The organism is Thiopseudomonas sp. SA1F2-1K, from assembly GCF_057443035.1.
Genome location: NZ_CM172014.1, coordinates 1,414,718 through 1,433,674, shown reverse-complemented (window position 1 = coordinate 1,433,674; position 18,957 = coordinate 1,414,718). Strand labels below are relative to the sequence as shown.

The 18,957-nt window shown below is 47.5% G+C and carries 15 protein-coding genes and 1 tRNA gene; 13 read left to right on the top strand and 3 right to left on the bottom strand.

The genetic code is table 11. The annotated features are described in order from the left end of the window. Positions 1–14: 14 nt before the first annotated feature. Positions 15–1,211, bottom strand: coding sequence for an amino acid aminotransferase (locus AC2T15_RS06875; protein WP_053099748.1), 1,197 nt, complete (start codon positions 1,209–1,211; stop codon positions 15–17). Between the two features lie 157 nt (positions 1,212–1,368). Here AC2T15_RS06875 and uvrB point away from each other — a divergent pair, with 157 nt between their 5' ends. The 13 genes from uvrB to galU all read left to right on the top strand — a co-directional run bounded on the left by uvrB (position 1,369) and on the right by galU (position 15,184). Then, positions 1,369–3,390 (top strand): excinuclease ABC subunit UvrB, encoded by a 2,022-nt coding sequence (uvrB, locus tag AC2T15_RS06870; RefSeq protein ID WP_486777846.1) that lies wholly within the window; start codon positions 1,369–1,371, stop codon positions 3,388–3,390. A 155-nt stretch (positions 3,391–3,545) separates the two neighbouring features. Beyond that, positions 3,546–3,633: transfer RNA gene (locus AC2T15_RS06865), tRNA-Leu, on the top strand. Between the two features lie 700 nt (positions 3,634–4,333). Further along, positions 4,334–4,681, top strand: coding sequence for a DUF4377 domain-containing protein (locus AC2T15_RS06860; protein WP_486777845.1), 348 nt, complete (start codon positions 4,334–4,336; stop codon positions 4,679–4,681). A 224-nt stretch (positions 4,682–4,905) separates the two neighbouring features. Then, positions 4,906–5,865: a quinone oxidoreductase family protein gene (locus AC2T15_RS06855; protein WP_486777844.1), complete on the top strand. Its 960-nt coding sequence runs from the start codon at positions 4,906–4,908 to the stop codon at positions 5,863–5,865. 230 nt (positions 5,866–6,095) lie between these two features. Continuing rightward, entirely contained in the window at positions 6,096–8,882 is a 2,787-nt protein-coding gene (locus tag AC2T15_RS06850; protein WP_486777843.1) for a monovalent cation/H+ antiporter subunit A, read from the top strand. Between the two features lie 2 nt (positions 8,883–8,884). Further along, positions 8,885–9,226 carry a Na+/H+ antiporter subunit C gene (locus tag AC2T15_RS06845; RefSeq protein ID WP_053099743.1) on the top strand — a complete coding sequence of 114 codons (342 nt, stop codon included), beginning with the start codon at positions 8,885–8,887 and terminating at the stop codon, positions 9,224–9,226. Beyond that, positions 9,223–10,719 carry a monovalent cation/H+ antiporter subunit D gene (locus tag AC2T15_RS06840; protein WP_486777842.1) on the top strand — a complete coding sequence of 499 codons (1,497 nt, stop codon included), beginning with the start codon at positions 9,223–9,225 and terminating at the stop codon, positions 10,717–10,719. The genes AC2T15_RS06845 and AC2T15_RS06840 overlap by 4 nt, the downstream gene beginning before the upstream one ends. Continuing rightward, positions 10,716–11,225, top strand: a complete 510-nt coding sequence (locus tag AC2T15_RS06835) for a Na+/H+ antiporter subunit E (protein ID WP_053102541.1) — start codon at positions 10,716–10,718, stop codon at positions 11,223–11,225. Before AC2T15_RS06840 ends, AC2T15_RS06835 begins: the two co-directional genes overlap by 4 nt. Then, positions 11,210–11,479, top strand: coding sequence for a K+/H+ antiporter subunit F (locus AC2T15_RS06830; protein WP_053099740.1), 270 nt, complete (start codon positions 11,210–11,212; stop codon positions 11,477–11,479). Before AC2T15_RS06835 ends, AC2T15_RS06830 begins: the two co-directional genes overlap by 16 nt. Positions 11,480–11,500: 21 nt before the next feature. Next, the gene (locus AC2T15_RS06825; RefSeq protein WP_053101878.1) at positions 11,501–11,824 is read left to right on the top strand and encodes a Na+/H+ antiporter subunit G; all 324 of its coding nucleotides are present in this window, start codon (positions 11,501–11,503) and stop codon (positions 11,822–11,824) included. 179 nt (positions 11,825–12,003) lie between these two features. Continuing rightward, entirely contained in the window at positions 12,004–12,903 is a 900-nt protein-coding gene (gene rarD, locus AC2T15_RS06820; RefSeq protein WP_486777841.1) for an EamA family transporter RarD, read from the top strand. Positions 12,904–12,924: 21 nt separating this feature from the next. Continuing rightward, a complete protein-coding gene (locus AC2T15_RS06815) occupies positions 12,925–14,238 on the top strand; it encodes a DEAD/DEAH box helicase (protein WP_486777840.1) in 1,314 nt (437 codons plus the stop codon). Positions 14,239–14,344: 106 nt separating this feature from the next. After that, positions 14,345–15,184 (top strand): UTP--glucose-1-phosphate uridylyltransferase GalU, encoded by an 840-nt coding sequence (gene galU / locus AC2T15_RS06810; RefSeq protein ID WP_053099737.1) that lies wholly within the window; start codon positions 14,345–14,347, stop codon positions 15,182–15,184. 14 nt (positions 15,185–15,198) lie between these two features. Here the strand turns inward: galU and tsaA are convergent, their stop codons facing one another. Both tsaA and rapA read right to left on the bottom strand, forming a co-directional pair. Then, on the bottom strand, positions 15,199–15,900 hold the full coding sequence (tsaA, locus tag AC2T15_RS06805; RefSeq protein WP_486777839.1) for a tRNA (N6-threonylcarbamoyladenosine(37)-N6)-methyltransferase TrmO: 702 nt from the start codon (positions 15,898–15,900) through the stop codon (positions 15,199–15,201). Next, entirely contained in the window at positions 15,900–18,740 is a 2,841-nt protein-coding gene (gene rapA, locus AC2T15_RS06800) for an RNA polymerase-associated protein RapA (protein ID WP_486777838.1), read from the bottom strand. The genes tsaA and rapA overlap by 1 nt, the downstream gene beginning before the upstream one ends. Between the last annotated feature and the right edge of the window lie 217 nt (positions 18,741–18,957).

Genomic DNA, 18,957 nt, shown 5'->3' with positions numbered 1-18,957 from the left:
TTGTATAAGATGATTTAAAGCACTTGTACAATGGCGTCGGTCACCGCATCAATGTTGTGCAGGTTGAGCGCAGCAACACAGATACGCCCACTACTGACCGCATAGATGCCAAACTCGTGGCGCAGGCGCTCAACTTGTTCGGGAGTTAAGCCTGAGTAAGAGAACATGCCGCGCTGTTTAGCAACAAAGGAAAAATCACGTTTAGCTCCCTTAGCCGCTAATTGTTGCACTAAGAGTTCACGCATTTGCCTGATTCGGCCACGCATCGCAGCTAATTCATCTTCCCAGAGCTGGCGCCACTCGGGATTGTTCAGTACATTGCCGACAATGGTTGCACCATGGGTCGGGGGATTGGAGTAATTGGTGCGAATCACACGTTTAACTTGCGAGAGTACGCGACTGGCTTCTTCTTCTGAACCCGTCACAATCGATAGCGCACCAACGCGCTCACCGTAGAAGGAAAAGGATTTAGAAAAAGAACTGGAAACAAAGAAGGTCAGATCGGTTTCGGCAAATAAGCGCACGGCCGCTGCATCTTCAGCAATGCCTTCAGCAAAGCCTTGATAAGCAATATCTAAAAAGGGAATGTGGTTTTTTTCTGCCAGAACCGCGATCACGGCTTGCCAGTCATCAATGCTTAAATCCACTCCGGTTGGGTTGTGGCAGCAGGCATGCAGCACAATAATCGACTGCTCAGGCAGTTGGCGCAGATCGTCCAGCATCCCTTCGCGGTCTACCCCGTGGTTGCTGGCATCGTAATAACGGTATTGGCTGACCGGAAAGCCGGCGGCAGTGAAGAGTGCGCGGTGGTTTTCCCAGCTAGGATTACTGATAGCCACCTGAGACTGGGGGCTCAGTTGTTGTAAAAAGTCGGCACCAATTTTTAGTGCACCAGTCCCACCGATGGCTTGGGTGGTAATCACGCGTTTAGCTTGAATAAGGGGTGAGTCGTTCCCAAATAGTAGTTTCTGCACCGCCAGATCATAGCTATTGATCCCATCAATGGGCAGGTAGCCACGGGGTGCATGGGCAGCAGCGCGTGCTTGCTCAGCAGCAGCAACGGCTTTTAATAAAGGAATCTTGCCATTTTCATCGTAGTAAACACCTACGCCTAAATTTACTTTGTTAGGACGTGGGTCGGCATTAAAGGCTTCATTTAGACCGAGAATCGGATCGCGGGGGGCCATCTCAACGGCAGAGAACAGACTCATGTTCGGGTAGCTCGACAAGTTAGGGTGGAAGAACTTAGCCTACCAGACTCGCCGGTAGGACGCAGAGAAAAATACCGCTTATTATAGCGCTGTAAAAATTATGAATGCGAGTAGGCCAGAGAACTTTTGGCAATCCATAGGCAAAAGAGAGGATCAGATGCAAGAGTTTCATTTAGTCACTAAGTTTCAGCCAGCCGGCGATCAGCCTAAAGCGATTGAGCAATTAGTGGCGGGGTTAGAGGCAGGCTTAGCGCATCAAACCTTACTGGGGGTAACCGGTTCAGGTAAAACCTTTAGTATTGCCAATGTGATTGCGCGGGTGCAGCGCCCGACCATTGTTTTAGCACCTAACAAAACCTTGGCAGCGCAGTTGTATGGCGAGTTTAAGTCGTTTTTTCCACATAATGCGGTTGAGTATTTTGTCTCTTATTACGATTATTATCAGCCCGAGGCTTATGTCGCCGCTTCCGATACCTTTATCGAAAAAGATGCTTCGATTAACGACCATATCGAGCAAATGCGCCTGTCTGCCACTAAAGCACTTTTGGAACGGCGCGATACCATAATTGTTGCTACAGTTTCTTCAATTTATGGTTTAGGTAGCCCTGAAAGCTACTTGAAAATGGTTCTGCATGTCGATCGTGGTGATCATTTAGATCAGCGAGAGTTATTAAAGCGTTTAGCTGGCTTGCAATACACCCGTAATGATGTGGATTTTGCCCGCGCAACCTTCCGTGTACGTGGTGATGTAATTGATATTTATCCGGCAGAGTCTGAGCTGGAAGCCGTGCGAATTGAGCTATTTGATGATGAAGTGGAAAGTATTTCAGCCTTTGATCCACTGACCGGAGAAGTTTTTCGTAAGTTGCCACGCTTTACTTTTTATCCTAAGTCACACTACGTGACGCCGCGTGAGACATTACTTGAAGCGGTAGAGGAAATTAAGCTGGAGTTAAAGCAGCGCCTTGAGTATTTGCGAGCAGAAGATAAGTTAGTCGAGGCGCAGCGTTTAGAGCAGCGTACCCGCTTTGATATCGAAATGATTTTAGAGTTGGGGTATTGCACCGGAATTGAAAACTACTCCCGTTACTTATCAGGGCGGCCACAAGGTGCGCCACCGCCCACGCTGTACGATTATTTACCAGACGATGCCTTAATGGTCATTGATGAGTCGCACGTTTCGGTACCGCAAATTGGTGCTATGTATAAAGGTGACCGTTCACGTAAAGAAAATTTGGTCAACTATGGATTTCGCTTACCTTCAGCATTGGATAACCGGCCGATGCGCTTTGATGAATGGGAAGCCGCTAGCCCCCAAGCTATTTTAGTCTCTGCCACGCCTGGGCCATATGAGGCTGAACATTCGGGGCAAGTGGTCGAGCAGGTGGTGCGTCCTACGGGATTGGTCGATCCAGAAATTGAAGTGCGTCCCGCCACTACACAAGTGGATGATTTGTTATCACAAATCCATCAGCGAGTGGCGTTGGGCGAGCGGGTGCTGGTGACTACCTTAACTAAGCGGATGTCGGAAGATTTAAGTGATTATCTCGCCGAACATGGGGTGAAAGTGCGTTATTTACACTCGGATATTGATACGGTTGAGCGTGTTGAGATTATTCGAGATTTACGTCTTGGCGTGTTTGATGTGCTGGTCGGAATTAACTTACTGCGTGAAGGCTTGGATATGCCAGAAGTGTCATTAGTGGCGATTTTGGATGCTGATAAGGAAGGCTTTTTACGCTCGGAGCGTTCGTTAATTCAAACCATTGGCCGCGCGGCGCGTAACTTAAATGGTAAAGCGATTTTGTATGCTGACCGTATAACCGGCTCAATGGAACGTGCAATCAGTGAAACGGAGCGTCGACGTGAGAAGCAGCTAGCCTTTAACCAAGAGCATGGCATCGTTCCCAAAGGGGTGGTGCGTGATATTCAAGATATTCTTGAAGGGGCCGTGGTGCCAGGTTCTGGATCACGGGCCAATCGCCGTAAACAACAAGATCAAGCAGCCGAAGCTTTAGCTGAGTATCAGCAAAGTTTAAAAACACCCGCTCAGTTGGTAAAACAAATTACTGCTTTAGAAGAGCAAATGTACGCTGCGGCTAAAAACTTAGAGTTTGAGCAGGCAGCTAACCTGCGAGATCAAATTCAGCAACTGCGAGAGAGGTTGATCGAAATTTAATCAAAATTCAGGCTAACTGTTTAATAAATAAGCAGTTTTAGGTTTTTTTGAAAATAATTGCAGTTTTTTGAAAAAAAAGCTTGCATGAAAAAAATAAACCGCTATAGTACCTCGCATTCCAAAGCAACGCAGCGAAAGCAGCAGCTAAACGAATAGCCCGGGTGGCGAAATAGGTAGACGCAAGGGACTTAAAATCCCTCGGTATTTGATACCGTGCCGGTTCGATTCCGGCCCCGGGCACCATCAACTAACAGTGTTAGTTGAACGGATTCTAAAAACCCGCTTACATCGTAAGCGGGTTTTTTTATGCCTAATTTATTTCCGCGCTTTTATCAGATTGAGGTAACTTTTTTACCTTTTCTGTCGCCAAATATAAGCTTCTGTCACTGTCACTGTCACTGTCACTGTCACTGTCACTGTCACTGTCACTGTCACTGTGGCGGTGGCATATCTTAATTGATTCCTTGCTTTCAAATACCATCGCTGCCTTCTGTTTTATTAGTGCCGGCTTTGGCGCACAAGCCTAGCAATTAAAATGCAGACGTTGGGACGCCTGCGATTTTCTATGGGATATCAACGTAAAGTGACTGCGTACTTACTAGGCTTTTTACTTATCAAGTAAGCATCCGTTACGTGTTCTCAGCTCATTAGGTAAGATTCATTGCGTTCTATAATCCTAGTGTGTGCTCTAAAGTAGTGAGTTTATAAAAGGGCAGGGATTAGCTAGATAGCTGGTCTAATTGTGTTAGCTAAAAGTGTTTTCAGGAGTTGCATAAGTCAAGGATAATTAATAGCTGTTAGTGATTCTTTAGCGTTCAGAACGGGTGTCTGCTGTGCTACTTTAGGAGCCATAGAAAGCTTATGGGGCGCTCTTGCTATAGCGTGAACAACTGTGCAGGCTGAAGGTTCTTAGCGGGATCAAATTTAGTTATTAGGAAATGACATGGTAAAGCGCAGTCTATTTATTGCAGCGGCTCTTTTGGGGAGCTTGGCGGGTTGTCAGGTTAGCGGGGATAATCCGCGTAACTCTGATGGTATTCATAAAACACTTTACGTTAAGGAAAGCTTGGTTGATTGCGTTGGGGTTGCTCCAATGAAGTGCATGCAGGTTCGAGACGATAGTAATCAAGAGTGGACTTACTTTTATAGCAATATTCAGGGGTTTAATTACGAGCCAGGTTATCGTTATAAGCTAAAAGTAAAAGTAGAGGATGTTGAGAATCCACCTGCCGATGCATCTTCTAAGCGCCACATTCTCATTTCAATTGATGAAAAAACGAAGTCGCTGTAATTATGTGGTGATGATAGTGTTACTTGATTGTTTGAAATGATTATCTTAGCGAATAATAGCCGTCGGCACGATATAACAAGCTCGCTTGGGTAGTGGGTATGTGGTTTTTTCTGGGTGAAAACTTGGGCATGCGCAAGACAGTTCATTTGTTTTTCTTTTAGCTACAGCTCTGCAGCTAAGCTTGGTACTCTATTTTGCTGATAAACCATGACCAGAGAACCGCTATGTACGCCGCTGTATTAAATCAGTTAGGACAGACTCCTTGTTACACGCCCTTGGCTAAGCCTGAGGTGCAAACTGCGGAGCAGCAGTTGATTAGAGTTGAGGCTGCCAGTATTAAACAGCTCGATAAGCTTAAAGTCAGTGGCAGGCACTACACCGCTTATAACCAGTTTCCTTGCGCTGTGGGTGTTGATGGGGTGGGGCGGTTAGCTGATGGGCGGCGAGTATATGCGATGGGCGTTACCGGCATGATGGCTGAATATGCGCTAGTGAATACCGCCGACTGTGTGCAGGTGCCCGAGGGCTTATCGCCAGAGTTGGCGGCGATTTTACCTAATGCCTTATTGGGTTCGGATGTAGCTTTGCTTTGTCGTGGACAGATGCAGCCAGGGCAGGTGGTGTTGATTAATGGTGCAACGGGCGTATCGGGGCGGATGGCGGTACAGGCAGCAAAATACCGTGGTGCTAGTCGAATTATTGTGACTGGCCGTAACCCAGGATCTTTAGCGTATTTGCAGCAGTTAGGTGCGGATGTAATTATTTCCCTGTGCGCCTCGCCAACTGAAATTTTACGTCAGCTGACGTTAGTGCAGCAAGAAACACCGATTGAGCAAATCATCGATTATTTATGGGGCGCACCCACAGAGTACCTGTTGCAGGTGTTAGCTAAACATTGTCCAAAACCAGTTAACTTAATTACCATCGGGCAAATGGCTGGGGTTGAGCTCAATCTGCCTTCCAGCTATTTACGTAGTCAGCCTATTTGTTTGCTTGGCTCGGGGATTGGTAGTATTTCAGCGCAGCAGTTACGGGCTTATCAGCAGCAGGAGTTACCCCAGTTGTTTGCGCAGGCAGCCGAAGGGCAGCTACAGGCCGAGTATCAATGTTATCCCTTAGCGGCAGTGGCTCAAGCTTGGCAAGCAGAGACCGCACCAGGGGCGCGAATTGTCTTAACGGTGTAATAGATGAAGTGCAGGTCTTCAATGATTAGCTAAGCATTTTAGACGTTAGATGTTTAAGCTTCTGATTCAAAATGTCGCAGTAAATAAAGTCACCGAGGGTTTTTGTTACAATTTCCGGTTAATTTGCGCGCCAATCTTGAATTTGCTTCTTTATACTGTCGCGCGATTACGTTTTTCAGCAAGCTGGGTGTTTCCTGTTCGTCCGGCAGAACAATAAAAAAGGAGCCCCCATGGTTCTACCACTACTCGTTTTATTGCCTTTTTTGGCGGTTGTTATTCCTCTAGTGTTGGCCAATCGCTCACGCAATGTATTAGCAGCTGGGGTTGCCTTAGCGCCTGCGCTAGGCCTTATTTTACTGCTGATGCAAAGTCAGGCGGTATTGGGAGGCGAAGTACTCACCTATTTTGTGCCCTGGGTGAGTCAGTTAGGGCTAAACATTAGCTTGCGCTTAGATGGACTTAGTTTCTTATTTGCCCTACTAATTTTTGGTATTGGCTTATTAGTCATTTTATATGCGCGCTACTATTTATCCGCGCAAGAAAAGGCCGGGCGCTTTTTTGCCTTTTTATTGCTCTTTATGGGCGCGATGCTTGGTGTGGTGCTTGCCAGCAACTTGCTATTAATGATGATTTTCTGGGAGTTGACCAGTTTATCTTCATTCTTATTGATTGGTTTTTGGAGTTATCGTCGCGATGCTCGTCAAGGCGCGCGGATGGCGTTGGCGGTTACTGGCGGCGGTGGTTTAGCCCTATTAGCTGGGGTATTAATTATTGGGCGAGTGGTAGGCAGTTTTGAATTGTCTGAGGTGCTGGCCGCCGGTGACTTATTAAAGAGTCATGCCTTATATCCAGTGGCTTTGGTGTTAGTGCTACTAGGGGTATTTACTAAATCAGCGCAGTTTCCGTTTCATTTCTGGTTGCCCCATGCAATGGCCGCGCCGACGCCTGTTTCCGCTTATTTGCACTCAGCTACCATGGTCAAAGCTGGGGTGTTTTTGCTGGCGCGGCTTTATCCGGTATTGTCGGGCACCGAGTGGTGGTTTTATTTAGTCACCTTTACTGGTTTAGCCACCTTGCTAGTCGGCGCGGTAACGGCACTATTTCAGCACGACTTAAAGGGCTTGTTGGCTTATTCCACTATCAGTCACCTAGGATTGATTACGCTGCTATTTGGGCTGGACTCAGATTTAGCGCCAGTCGCAGCTATTTTCCATATTATTAACCATGCCACCTTTAAGGCTTCGTTGTTTATGGCGGCCGGAATTATTGACCATGAAACCGGTACCCGTGATATGCGGCGGATCAATGGGCTGTGGAAATATATGCCGCATACCGCCGTGCTGGCGATGGTTGCTTCGTCAGCCATGGCGGGGGTGCCGTTACTTAATGGTTTCTTAAGTAAAGAAATGTTTTTCTCAGAAACTTTACACCAACACTTACTGGGTAGTTTTAGTTGGCTGATTCCTGCCATGGCCACCTTAGCTGGGGTGTTTTCAGTGTCTTACTCGCTGCGATTTATCCATGATGTGTTTTTCAATGGCGAGCCAATTAACTTACCTAAATTTCCGCCCCATGAGCCGCCGCGCTATATGCGAGTACCGGTTGAGGTGTTGGCTTTCTTATGCCTATTAGTGGGTATGGTTCCAGCCTTTACCGTCGCCTCATTATTAGCCAGCGCTGCTGGCGCTAGTTTGGGCCATAGCTTGCCCGCTTATGACTTAGCTATTTGGCATGGCTTTAATATGCCATTGCTAATGAGCTTTTTAGCCTTGTTGGGCGGAATCTTGGTCTACGCTTTGCGTGCGCCTTTGTTTCGCTGGTATGACGGCTTACCGCCAATGAACGCACGGGTGATGTTTGAGCGCAGTATTATTCGCCTGCGACGGATGACCTTGCGCATTATGCAAACCTTTGAAAATGGCTCATTACAGCGTTACGCCAGCTGGATGTTGATTGCCGGAATAGTAGTCACAGCTTGGGCACTGACCCCTTTAAGTCGTATGACCGGCGATGTGCCGTTAAGTGTGATTGATCCACTAACGGGCTTGGGCTTATTGGTGATGGCTGCTGCCGGGTTATTAACTGTGTACTACCATCGCCAGCGCTTACTGTCGTTGCTGATGTTGAGCGTAGTTGGGCTATTGGCCGCGATGCTATTTGCTCGTTTTTCTGCGCCCGATCTTGCGCTAACTCAGCTAGTGGTTGAGGTCGTCACCATCTTGCTGATGCTGTTGGTACTGTACTTTTTACCGGATAAAACGCCGGTAGAGTCCAGTAGCTTGCAACGCACGCGTGATTTTGTGATTGCTGTCGCTGGCGGTACGTTAATTGGTGTGCTGATGTATGCCGTGCTGACCCGCGATTTCAGCAGTATTGCTGAGTATTACCTCGCCAACAGTGTTAGCGGCGGTGGTGGGACTAACGTAGTGAACGTGATTTTAGTCGATTTCCGTGGTTTTGATACCTTGGGCGAAATTAGTGTATTAGCCATTACGGCGATTGCGATCGCTGCATTACTGCAAGGATTACGTTTACCACGAGCCAGCTTGGATCCTGCAGGTAACCCTTGGTCACCAGAAACTCGGCCACTGATGTTGCAGGTGCTGGCGCGTTTTACCTTACCCTTGGCGCTGTTAGTCTCAGTATATATTTTCTTACGTGGACATAACGAGCCAGGTGGCGGTTTTGTGGCAGGCTTAGTGACATCTGTGGCCTTAGTGTTGCTGCAGGTTGCTTATGGTCAACGATGGGTAATGGAGCGTTTGCCATTCAGTGCTGTACGCTTAGCCGGGGCCGGTGTGCTGATTGCTGGAGTGACTGGTTTAGCGAGTTGGTTCTTGGGTTACCCGTTCTTAACTTCAACCTTTGGCCATTTCAATATTCCACTCGTGGGTGAGGTAGAGCTTGCTTCGGCCATGGCCTTTGACTTTGGCGTGTATTGCACTGTGGTGGGGGGCACCTTGCTAATTTTAAGTAGTGTCGGCCGCCTTGGGTACTCATCTGAGGAGGAACTCTAATTATGGAGTTGTTATTAGCAAGCGTAATCGGCGTGTTAGCCGCTTGCGGGATTTATCTGATTTTACGGGCCCGCACCTTTCCTGTTGCTCTTGGCCTGACGCTTTTTTCCTATGCAGTCAATATTATGCTGTTTTCCATGGGCCGTTTAGTGACGGGCCAGCCGGCAGTAATTGGTTCGGGGAGCAGTTACACGGATCCTATTCCTCAGGCATTGGTTTTGACGGCGATTGTGATTGGCTTTGCCATGACCGCTTTTGTTTTGGTATTAGCGCTACGTGGGCAAACCGACTTGGGCAGTGACCATGTCGATGGCAAGCCTGAGCAGAAGGAGCCATCCTTATGATGCATACCTTGGTGGTGCCAGTTATTTTACCACTGTTCACTGGGGCAGCCTTAATGTTGTTGGGACGTTTACAGCAACGTGCGGCGCGGTTAATCTCCTTATTGGCAACCTTAGCGATGCTGCCGGTGGCTATCTATCTGTTAATCCAGGCGGGCAGTGGCGAAATCCAGCACTATGCGCTCGGTAATTGGTCGGCGCCTTTTGGCATTATTTTATTGCTTGATCGCTTAAGTGCAGTAATGGTGCTACTCACAGCGGTGTTGGCAGCTATCACTTTGCTGTATGCGCTGCGCGGTGATGATCAAAAGGGTGAGTACTTTCATCCGCTTTTTCAGTTTCAGTTAGCTGGGATCTATGGTGCCTTTTTAACGGGCGATTTATTTAACCTGTTTGTATTTTTTGAAATTTTACTGATTGCCTCCTACGCGCTCTTGCTCCATGGTCGCAGTAAAGAACAGGTGCAATCGGCCACACACTATGTGATTTTGAACTTAATAGGCTCTTCCTTATTTTTAATTGCTGCCGGTGTGTTTTATGGCATTGCAGGCACTTTAAATATGGTGGATTTAGCCCAGGCTGTGGCTGTAGCCGAAGGGGATAAGCGTTATTTGTTAAATGCGGCGGGCTTATTGTTATTTATTGTGTTTGGGCTAAAAGCAGCGTTTTTACCCCTGCACTTTTGGTTGCCCAAAGCCTATGCCAGCGCGACGGCTTCAGTCGCAGCGTTATTTGCGATTATGACCAAGGTCGGGCTGTATGCGATTTTGCGTTTTAGCACCTTGGTTTTTGGTGCGCAAGCTGCACAGTCTCAGGGCTTAGGTTTAGACGCATTTTGGGTGCTGGGTTTGCTGACCTTGCTAGTGGGAGCCATTGGCGCTTTTTCTGCGCTGCGGTTAAATACGTTAATTGCCTATTTAGTGTTGTTGTCGGTAGGTACTATTTTGGCTGGTTTTGCTATGGCCAGTGTTGAAGCCATTGCCGCCACCTTGTTTTACCTGATTCACAGTACCTTAGTCAGTGCCGGCTTATTTTTATTGGCTGGCTTAATTATTAGCCAGCGTGGCGAGAAAGCCGACTTATTACAGCGTGGCCCACTGATGGATAATGCCCGTACCCTAGGCTTGATGTTTTTTGTCGGGGCGATTTCAATTGCTGGATTGCCACCATTTTCAGGCTTTGTCGGTAAGGTTTTGTTACTCAGCGCTACACCATTTAAGCAAGCGCTTTGGCTCTGGCCGGTGTTGCTGGTTGGTGGGTTACTCGCAGTGATTGCGTTATCTCGAGCCGGTAGTCAACTGTTCTGGCGTAGTAACGTAGCAGCAGTTAAGGTGCAGCAAGTCGATCGTGTCGCTCAGCTGGTGGCGTTATTGGCCTTGTCAGCCAGCCTTGTACTGGTGGTTTGTGCTGATCCAATGACTGAGTATTTAACATTGACTGCCCAGCAGCTAGTCGAGGGTAATTACCGCGTGGTTCTAGAAGGAGTAACGCCATGAGTCATAAGCGTCGTTGGTTTGCTCATCCTTTAGCAACGCTCGGTTTAACCCTAGTTTGGTTATTGTTAGTTAATGATTTTACTTCGGTTGGACACTGGTTGTTTGGAGCTTTTCTGGGGCTCTTGATTCCGTGGTTAACCGATGGTTGGTGGCCTAACCTAGTGCGGATTCATAGTTGGTCACAACTGTGTGTGTTTGCTATGCATATGTTGGTCGATATCATCAAAGCTAACTTTGATGTAGCTAAGCTGATTTTAGGTTCAATGAAAGAATTGGACCCCAGTTTTGTTGAGTTACCCTATGACGTTGAAAATGAGCTGGCGATCTTTATGTTGGCCAGTGCCATTTCTTTAGCTCCAGGCACAGTGGCCGCGAGTGTTGATCGGCGGCGCAAAATTATGTTGGTGCATGCGCTGCACTGCACCGATGATCAAGCCTTAATTGAGGAAATTAAGCAGCGCTATGAAGCCCCACTTATGCAGGTATTTCCATGCTCAGTAAAGTGATTTTTATTTGTATGGTGCTGTTTGGCATCAGCTTGTTGCTTAATATGGTGCGCTTGTTGAAAGGCCCTGATACGGTGGATCGTATTTTGGCGCTGGATACTTTGTATATTAATGCCTTGGCGCTGTTAATTATTTTTGGGGTCTGGCTTAGCAGCCGATTATTTTTTGAGGCCGCACTCTTAATTGCTTTGTTTGGCTTTGTGAGCACTGTGGCGTTGTGTAAATACTTACTGCGCGGCGATATTATTGATTAGGCTAAAAGGTGTAGAGCAATGATTGATTTTTATTTAGAGCTGCTGGTCGCAGCCTTACTACTAAGCGGGAGCTTGATTGCATTAATCGGTTCTTTGGGCCTTTTTCGTCTGCCAGATTTTCATATGCGTTTACACGGACCTGCCAAAGCTACTACACTAGGCGTCGGTTGCGTACTGCTGGCCTCAATGCTGTACTTTAATGCTCAAGAAGATAGCGTTGGATTACAGATTCATGAGTTACTCATTACCTTATTTCTTATGATCAGTGCCCCAGTATCCGCCTATATGTTGGCGAAAGCTGCTGTGCAGCAGCGCGTCAAAACCTTTAAGAAAGATTCCCAATAAACTCAAATACTCGTTAAGTAGGGCGGGTTACGCCCGATTACTCCGTGGTTTAGTATTAATCTACATGCCTTATAGCTTCGGTTATAAGGCATGTTCTTTTGTAGCTAATTGAAGTGTGCGCTTAACGTTTGGGTTAAGTGCATGGGTATCCGTTAGAGAATGATAGCGAGGAGGAAGTCATGCAGCTCTCAGGACGTGGTGTCGCAATGTCTTTATTTGCCTCACTGTTATTTGCCATTATTCCAGGCTATGTTCAGTTTTTATCGCCATTAAATGGGATTCAAGTCTTTGCCCAGCGATTGCTTTGGTCATTACCGGTTTTACTGGTCTTGGTAATTATTACTGGACATTGGGTGCACTTTAGAATTTGTTTAAGAAAAATTAAGCGCCGCCCACTACTGTTATTAGCGGTGCTAGCCACTGCATTCATTATGGGTTCGCAGTGGATGCTATTTGTATGGGCACCGCTGTCTGGGCACATGTTAGATTTAACCTTGGGCTATTTTTTGATGCCATTGGTTTTGGTGCTCACTGGGCGGGTATTTTACAATGAACGGCTGCGACCACTGCAACAAGCTGCGGTAGTTTTTGCCTGTGCTGGGGTGGTGCATGAGGTACTCGTGGTAGGCTCAATGTCTTGGGTGACCTTGGTGACTGCATTTGGTTATCCGCCATACTTTATGTTGCGCCGTTGGATGAAGTTTGATGCCTTTAGTGGCTTTTTAATTGAAATTATTATTCTGACGCCAATGGCGATTTGGCTGATTATGCAGTTTGGTGAGCCAGGCAGTTTTACCGGAATCCCTAAGTTGTGGTTACTGTTGCCGATATTGGGCTTGCTCAGCACCTTAGCTTTTGCCGCGATGGTGGGCGCTAGCCGTTTGCTGCCTTTGGGGTTGCTGGGGATTTTAAGCTACATCGAACCGGTTTTATTATTTTTATCGAGCCTTTGGTTGGTGGGAGAAACCATTGCCGCTAATCAATGGTGGACCTACATCCCGATCTGGGTAGCGATAGTGTTAGTGATGCTCGATAGTGCCCATGTCTTACGCAAGCAAGCCAAGCGTGTGTACACCTAATTATCTTTGAGGAAGTGGTTAATGTTCGAACAGTTTGAGTTACACGAGCGTTTGCTCAAAGTGCTGGCTGAGCTAAATTTTGTTGAGCCAACTCCAGTGCAACAACAAGCACTGCCGTTGGCTTTGCAAGGTAAAGACTTGCGGGTAATTGCCCAAACCGGTAGTGGTAAAACGGCAGCCTTTTTATTGCCCACCTTGCATCAACTGTTGGCGATTGATACTCAGCGTGAGCCAGCTATTAGGGTGCTAATTTTATTGCCTACCCGTGAATTGGCGCGGCAGATTTTAGAAGAGGTGCAACGTTTTGCCCGTTACACTTTTTTACAGGCGGGGATTTTAACGGGCGGTGAAAACTTTAAAGAGCAAGCCGCCATGCTGCGTAAAGATCCGGATATTTTAATTGCCACGCCGGGACGTTTGCTTGAGCATCTAAACGCCGGCAGTTTACAGTTAGCTGATATTCAAACCTTAATTTTAGACGAAGCCGATCGCATGCTAGATATGGGCTTTGCTGAAGATATTCAGCGCGTAGTAGCAGAGGCGCCTGCTACTCGGCAAACGTTATTATTCTCTGCGACCACCGGCGGTAATGCTCTGCGTGAGATGATTCAGCTAGTACTCAATCAGCCGCAGCATCTGATGATTAATCAGGTGGCAGAGTTAAATGAAACGACAGTACAGCAGATTATTACGGCTGATAGTGAAGGGCATAAAGAGCAATTGGTGCAGTGGTTATTGGCCAATGAGCCATACCGTAAAGCAATGGTATTCACCAATACCAGAGCCCAAGCCGATCGTCTCTATGGGCGTTTAGTTGCGCAAGAATTTAAAACCTATATTTTACACGGCGAAAAAACCCAAGAAGAACGAAAAGCGGCCATTGAGCGTTTTAGTCAGGGAACTTCACGGGTGCTGGTCGCTACTGATGTCGCTGCTCGCGGGCTAGATATTGAAGGTGTGGATCTGGTGATTAACTTTGATATGCCGCGTTCTGGCGATGAGTATGTGCACCGCATTGGCCGTACCGGCAGAGCCGGTGAAGCAGGTTTAGCTATTTCCTTAATTACCCATTTTGACTGGAATTTAATGTCCAGCATTCAGCGTTATCTTAAGCAAGACTTTCAACAGCGAGTCATCAAGGGGCTAAAGGCAAGCTATCAGGGGCCGAAAAAAGTTAAGGCATCAGGTAAAGCGGCGGGAGTGAAAAAGAAAAAAACTACCGCTAGCAGCAAAACGAAGAACAGTGTAGCCAAAAAGCGTAAAGCACCTAATACTTCGGGACCTAAAACAGTGGTGAGTGATGATGGCTTTGCGCCATTGCGAAAAAAGCTGTAGTAGCAGTGATGAACAATTAATCATATTGCGCTGTGGATTGGGTGTTTTTAGGGATCAAACCCTTGTACACTGCGCGGTTTAATCATGCGGATGACTAGGAATTAAAATGATCAAGAAGTGTTTGTTTCCAGCTGCAGGCTATGGAACACGTTTTTTGCCAGCCACTAAAGCAATGCCTAAAGAGATGCTGCCTATTGTTAACAAACCGTTGATTCAATACGGAGTTGAGGAAGCATTGGATGCGGGTTTAACTGAGATAGCGATCGTCACAGGGCGTAATAAGCGCGCGATTGAAGATCATTTTGATATTAGTTTTGAGTTAGAACAGCAAATTCAAGGCACTGAGAAAGAGCAGTATTTATCGGGCATCCGCCGCGTGATGGATAACTGTACCTTTTCTTACACGCGCCAAGTGGCGATGAAAGGGCTGGGGCATGCCATTTTAACCGGTAAGCAGTTAATTGGTGATGAGCCTTTTGCCGTAGTACTGGCCGATGACCTGTGTTTAAACCTTGAAGGCGATGGCGTGCTGCAGCAGATGATTCAGCTGTACAAACAGTTCCGTTGCTCGATTGTGGCGATTCAAGAAGTGCCCAAAGAAGATACCGCTAAGTATGGGGTGATTGATGGCGATATGATTCGCGATGATATTTTTCGGGTCAACTCTATGGTGGAAAAACCACAGCCAGAAGATGCACCTTCTAATTTAGCGATTATTGGCCGCTATATTTTAACCCCTGATATCTTTGACTTGATTGAAGAAACAGAGCCAGGTAAAGGCGGTGAGATTCAAATTACCGATGCGCTGATGAAGCAAGCTCAGCGTGGTTGTGTTTTGGCGTATAAATTTAAGGGCCAGCGTTTTGACTGCGGTAGTGCAGAAGGGTATATGGATGCCACTAATTACTGCTATGAAAATCTGTATCTAAAAGATAAATCGTTCTAACTAAGGTAGCGTCGCTACTCGGTCAATGGCACGACTTCCAGCACACAAATTTGTGTGGGTTGGGGGTAGTGCCATGTGACATTGAGATCATATAGCTGCACCCCATAGCGCCGTTCAGGCGTGGGTTGTTGATAGGCTGGTTTCGGATCTTGCGCTAAACACTGCTCAATCAAGGCAATCAGCGGCTGCTGTAAGCGCTTGGCGTGTTGTTGGGCCTGCTGGTAAGCGCTGGCCGACCACTCTACCGTCACAGTGGCAGGAGCCTCTGGGGCAAACTGGTTATAGGCATCCGCGGCAATATCTGCGTAAGGCAAGTAGGGCTTGATATCCAGGATTGGCGTGCCATCAAGCAAGTCTAAGCTAGATAGGTACAGGCGCTGCGGTGTAACCCGTTCTAGTTTAACCAGCGATAAGCCAAGGGCGTTGGGGCGATGGGTTGAGCGAGTAGCAAACACCCCTAATTTTTGATTGCCGCCTAAACGGGGCGCTTTCACTAAACGCGCATCTTTTTTCGGGCCAGCCTGATGAAAAATAAAGCTCAGCCAGAGATGACTGGTCAATTCGAGCCCTTTGACGGCGTCAGGATGATTGTAGGGCGGTAATAGCTCAATATAACCTTGGGCAGCAGGGGCCAGAGAAGCTTGCCGAGGAATGGCAAACTTCTCTTTAAAGCAGGAGTGGATGATACCTACCGGACTGAGCTGATAACTGTCCATTAGTTACTGACGATCACCCGAATTGCTTCTAAGCGTAGTGTCGCTTGAGTGAGGTAGTCTAAACCTTGGGCTAATTGCTGCTCGAGCAACTCAATTTCATCGGCACGAATATTTTTATTAACCTGCTGCAGAGCGCTTAAGCGGCTAATTTCGGCCCGCATGTTTTGGCTAAATAAGCGCTTGGCTTGCTCGATCCGCGTTTGATGCTGCGGCTCCATTAGTTGTTGTCCGTGCTCAAGCATCTTTTGTAACTGTTCACGTTGGGCGCGAACAAATTTGCCTGCAGTCACTCGGCCGACATTTTCTACCTGCTTACTGAGCACTTCATAGCTGACATTAGCCGCAAGGTCATTACCTTTACTATCAAGTAAGCAACGAATCGCCGAGCTGGGTAAAAATCGTCCTAATTGCAAGGCTTTGGGCGCTAAGGCTTCGCTCACAAAAATTAACTCAAGCAATAGGGTGCCGGGTTTAATCGCTTTGTTTTTTAGCAGCACTAACGCGGTATTTCCCATTGAGCTGGTCAGTACTAAGTCCATGCCGCCTTGAACCATGGGGTGCTCCCAGGTTAAAAACTGCATGTCTTCACGGGCTAAAGCTAGCTCCCGATTAAAGGTTACGGTAACCGCTTCGTCGGTGCCTAACGGAAAATCAGCATCAAGCATTTTCTCGCTCGGGCGTAAGATCAGCGCATTATCAGAGTGGTCTTCACTTTCTACGCCAAAGGCATTGAACAGCTGCTCCATGTACAGTGGCAAGGCAATATCATCTTCAGCTGCGGCTACTGCTTCAGCCAAGGCTTGGCCTTTAGCTTGACCACTGGAGTTAATTTCCAGTAAACGGTCACGCCCTGACTGGAGTTGTTGTTCAAGGGTTTGACGCAAAGTCTGCGCTTCAGCTAGTAGTGCAGGCCACTTAGCCGTTGGTTGAGTCAGTTCAGTCAGTAGGGCTTGCTGAAAGTGGGTTTGCACTTGACCGGCGGCCGGACTAATACTTTCAAAGGCATTTAGTGCTTGGTGGTACCAGTCAAACAATCGGGCTTGGGCAGTCTCCTTGTAATAAGGCACAGACAGCTGAATGTCAAAACGTTGGCCAATACGGTCTAAGCGACCAATACGTTGCTCTAATAAATCCGGGTTTTGCGGCAAGTCAAAGAGTACGAGGTGATGGCTGAACTGAAAGTTACGGCCCTCACTGCCAATTTCAGAGCAAATCAGGACTTGTGCGCCATCTTCGGTATCGGCAAACCAAGCCGCTGCCCGGTCACGTTCAATAATACTCATGCCTTCATGGAACACCGTGGCGGCAATTCCTTCGCGCACCCGTAACGCTTCTTCGGTATCTTGCGCGGTGCTGGCATGGGCGCAAATCACTAATACTTTGTACTCTTTATGGGCTTTTAAAAACTCAATTAGCCAGTCTATGCGTGTATCTTGCATCCACCATGGATTATCTAAGCCCTGGGCGCGATACCACTGATCAGGGTATAGCGCATCTTGTAAGTCAGTGGCTAAGCTGGGATCTTGATAAGCCTCGGGCAATGTTAACTCGACGCCTTGTAACTGACGGCTAGGAAAGCCGCTAATTGAGGCGCGGGTATTACGAAATAACAGACGTCCGGTTCCATGGCGGTCAATGAGCTGGCTGATTAACTGATCAATAGCCTGCTGCTCGCCTTGACTGGCTTGCGTTACTAACGGTTGAGCTGTCGTGCCAAGTAGCGACAGAATATTAGCCTGTGCTGTTTGGGTTAATTCGCTTTGCTCCAGCAGATCCCGCACAGCTTCAGCTACCGGTTGGTACTGCTCTGACTCTTGAATAAAGGCGTCAAGGTCATGAAAACGGTTAGGATCAAGTAAACGCAAGCGTGCAAAGTGACTGGCCTGACCTAGCTGCTCTGGAGTCGCGGTTAACAGTAAAACACTGGGTGTTTGTTCGGCTAATTGCTCAACCAGTTGATACTGTGGGCTTACCGTTTCTGCTGACCAAGTGAGGTGGTGTGCCTCATCAACTACCAATAAATCCCAGCCAGCCTCTAGCATGGCTTGCTGAGCCACTTCGCTATGGGTAATCCATTGCAGGGAAACGATGGCAATTTGACAGTCTTCGAAGGGGTTGGCCGCATCGCTTTGGTCAAAGCGTTCTTGATCAAATAAGCTGGCCTCTAAGTTAAAGCGTCGGCGCATTTCCACCAGCCACTGATATTGCAAGGACTCCGGCAGTAAAATTAGCACCCGTGCAGCATGACCATTAAATACTTGGCGGTGAATAATTAAGCCAGCTTCAATGGTTTTGCCCAGTCCTACTTCATCGGCTAAGAGTACACGGGGTGCCGCTCGGTCGGTGACTTCTTTAGCAATATGGAGCTGGTGCGCAATGGTTTGTGCGCGGGCTCCGACTAAGCCGGTTAACTCAGATTGTTGCAATTGACTGCGGTGTTGTAAGCTCTGATAGCGCAGAGTGAACCAAGAGTGGCGGTCCACTTGTCCGGCAAACAAGCGGTCAGCAGCTAAGCGAAACTGAATAAAGTTGGAAAGCTGGGTTTCCGGCACGATACTATCTTCACCGGCCTCGTTGTGGCCGCAGTAAAATAATAGGCCTTCTTCCTCGTGGGTTTGCTCAATGGTGAGCTTCCAGCCTTCAAAGTGGGTAATCACCTCACCTGGGGCAAAACGCACGCGGGTTAACGGGGCATTACGCTGTGAGTACTGACGGGTTTCACCACTGGCAGGGTAAAGCACCGTAACCAGTCGTCCATCTGCGGTGAGAACCGTCCCTAGTCCTAACTCTGCTTCACTATCGCTAATCCAGCGTTGGCCAGGTTGGTACTGCTGCGTCATGCTTGTCTCCGCTTGTTCTAAAAAAAGGCGCTGTATAGTAACGAATTAGTGGCTTAATTTCATTAACAGATACCGTGTACGTATTATTTAGCAGCTAAAAAATTAAAAATTAATAAGTGGCTTAGAAAAATCGAAATTAGACCAAAGTATTGCTGGAAGTTGACGCGCGTCAATACACCCAGAAAGTGTAGGGCTTAGTATAAAGCCATAGCAATCA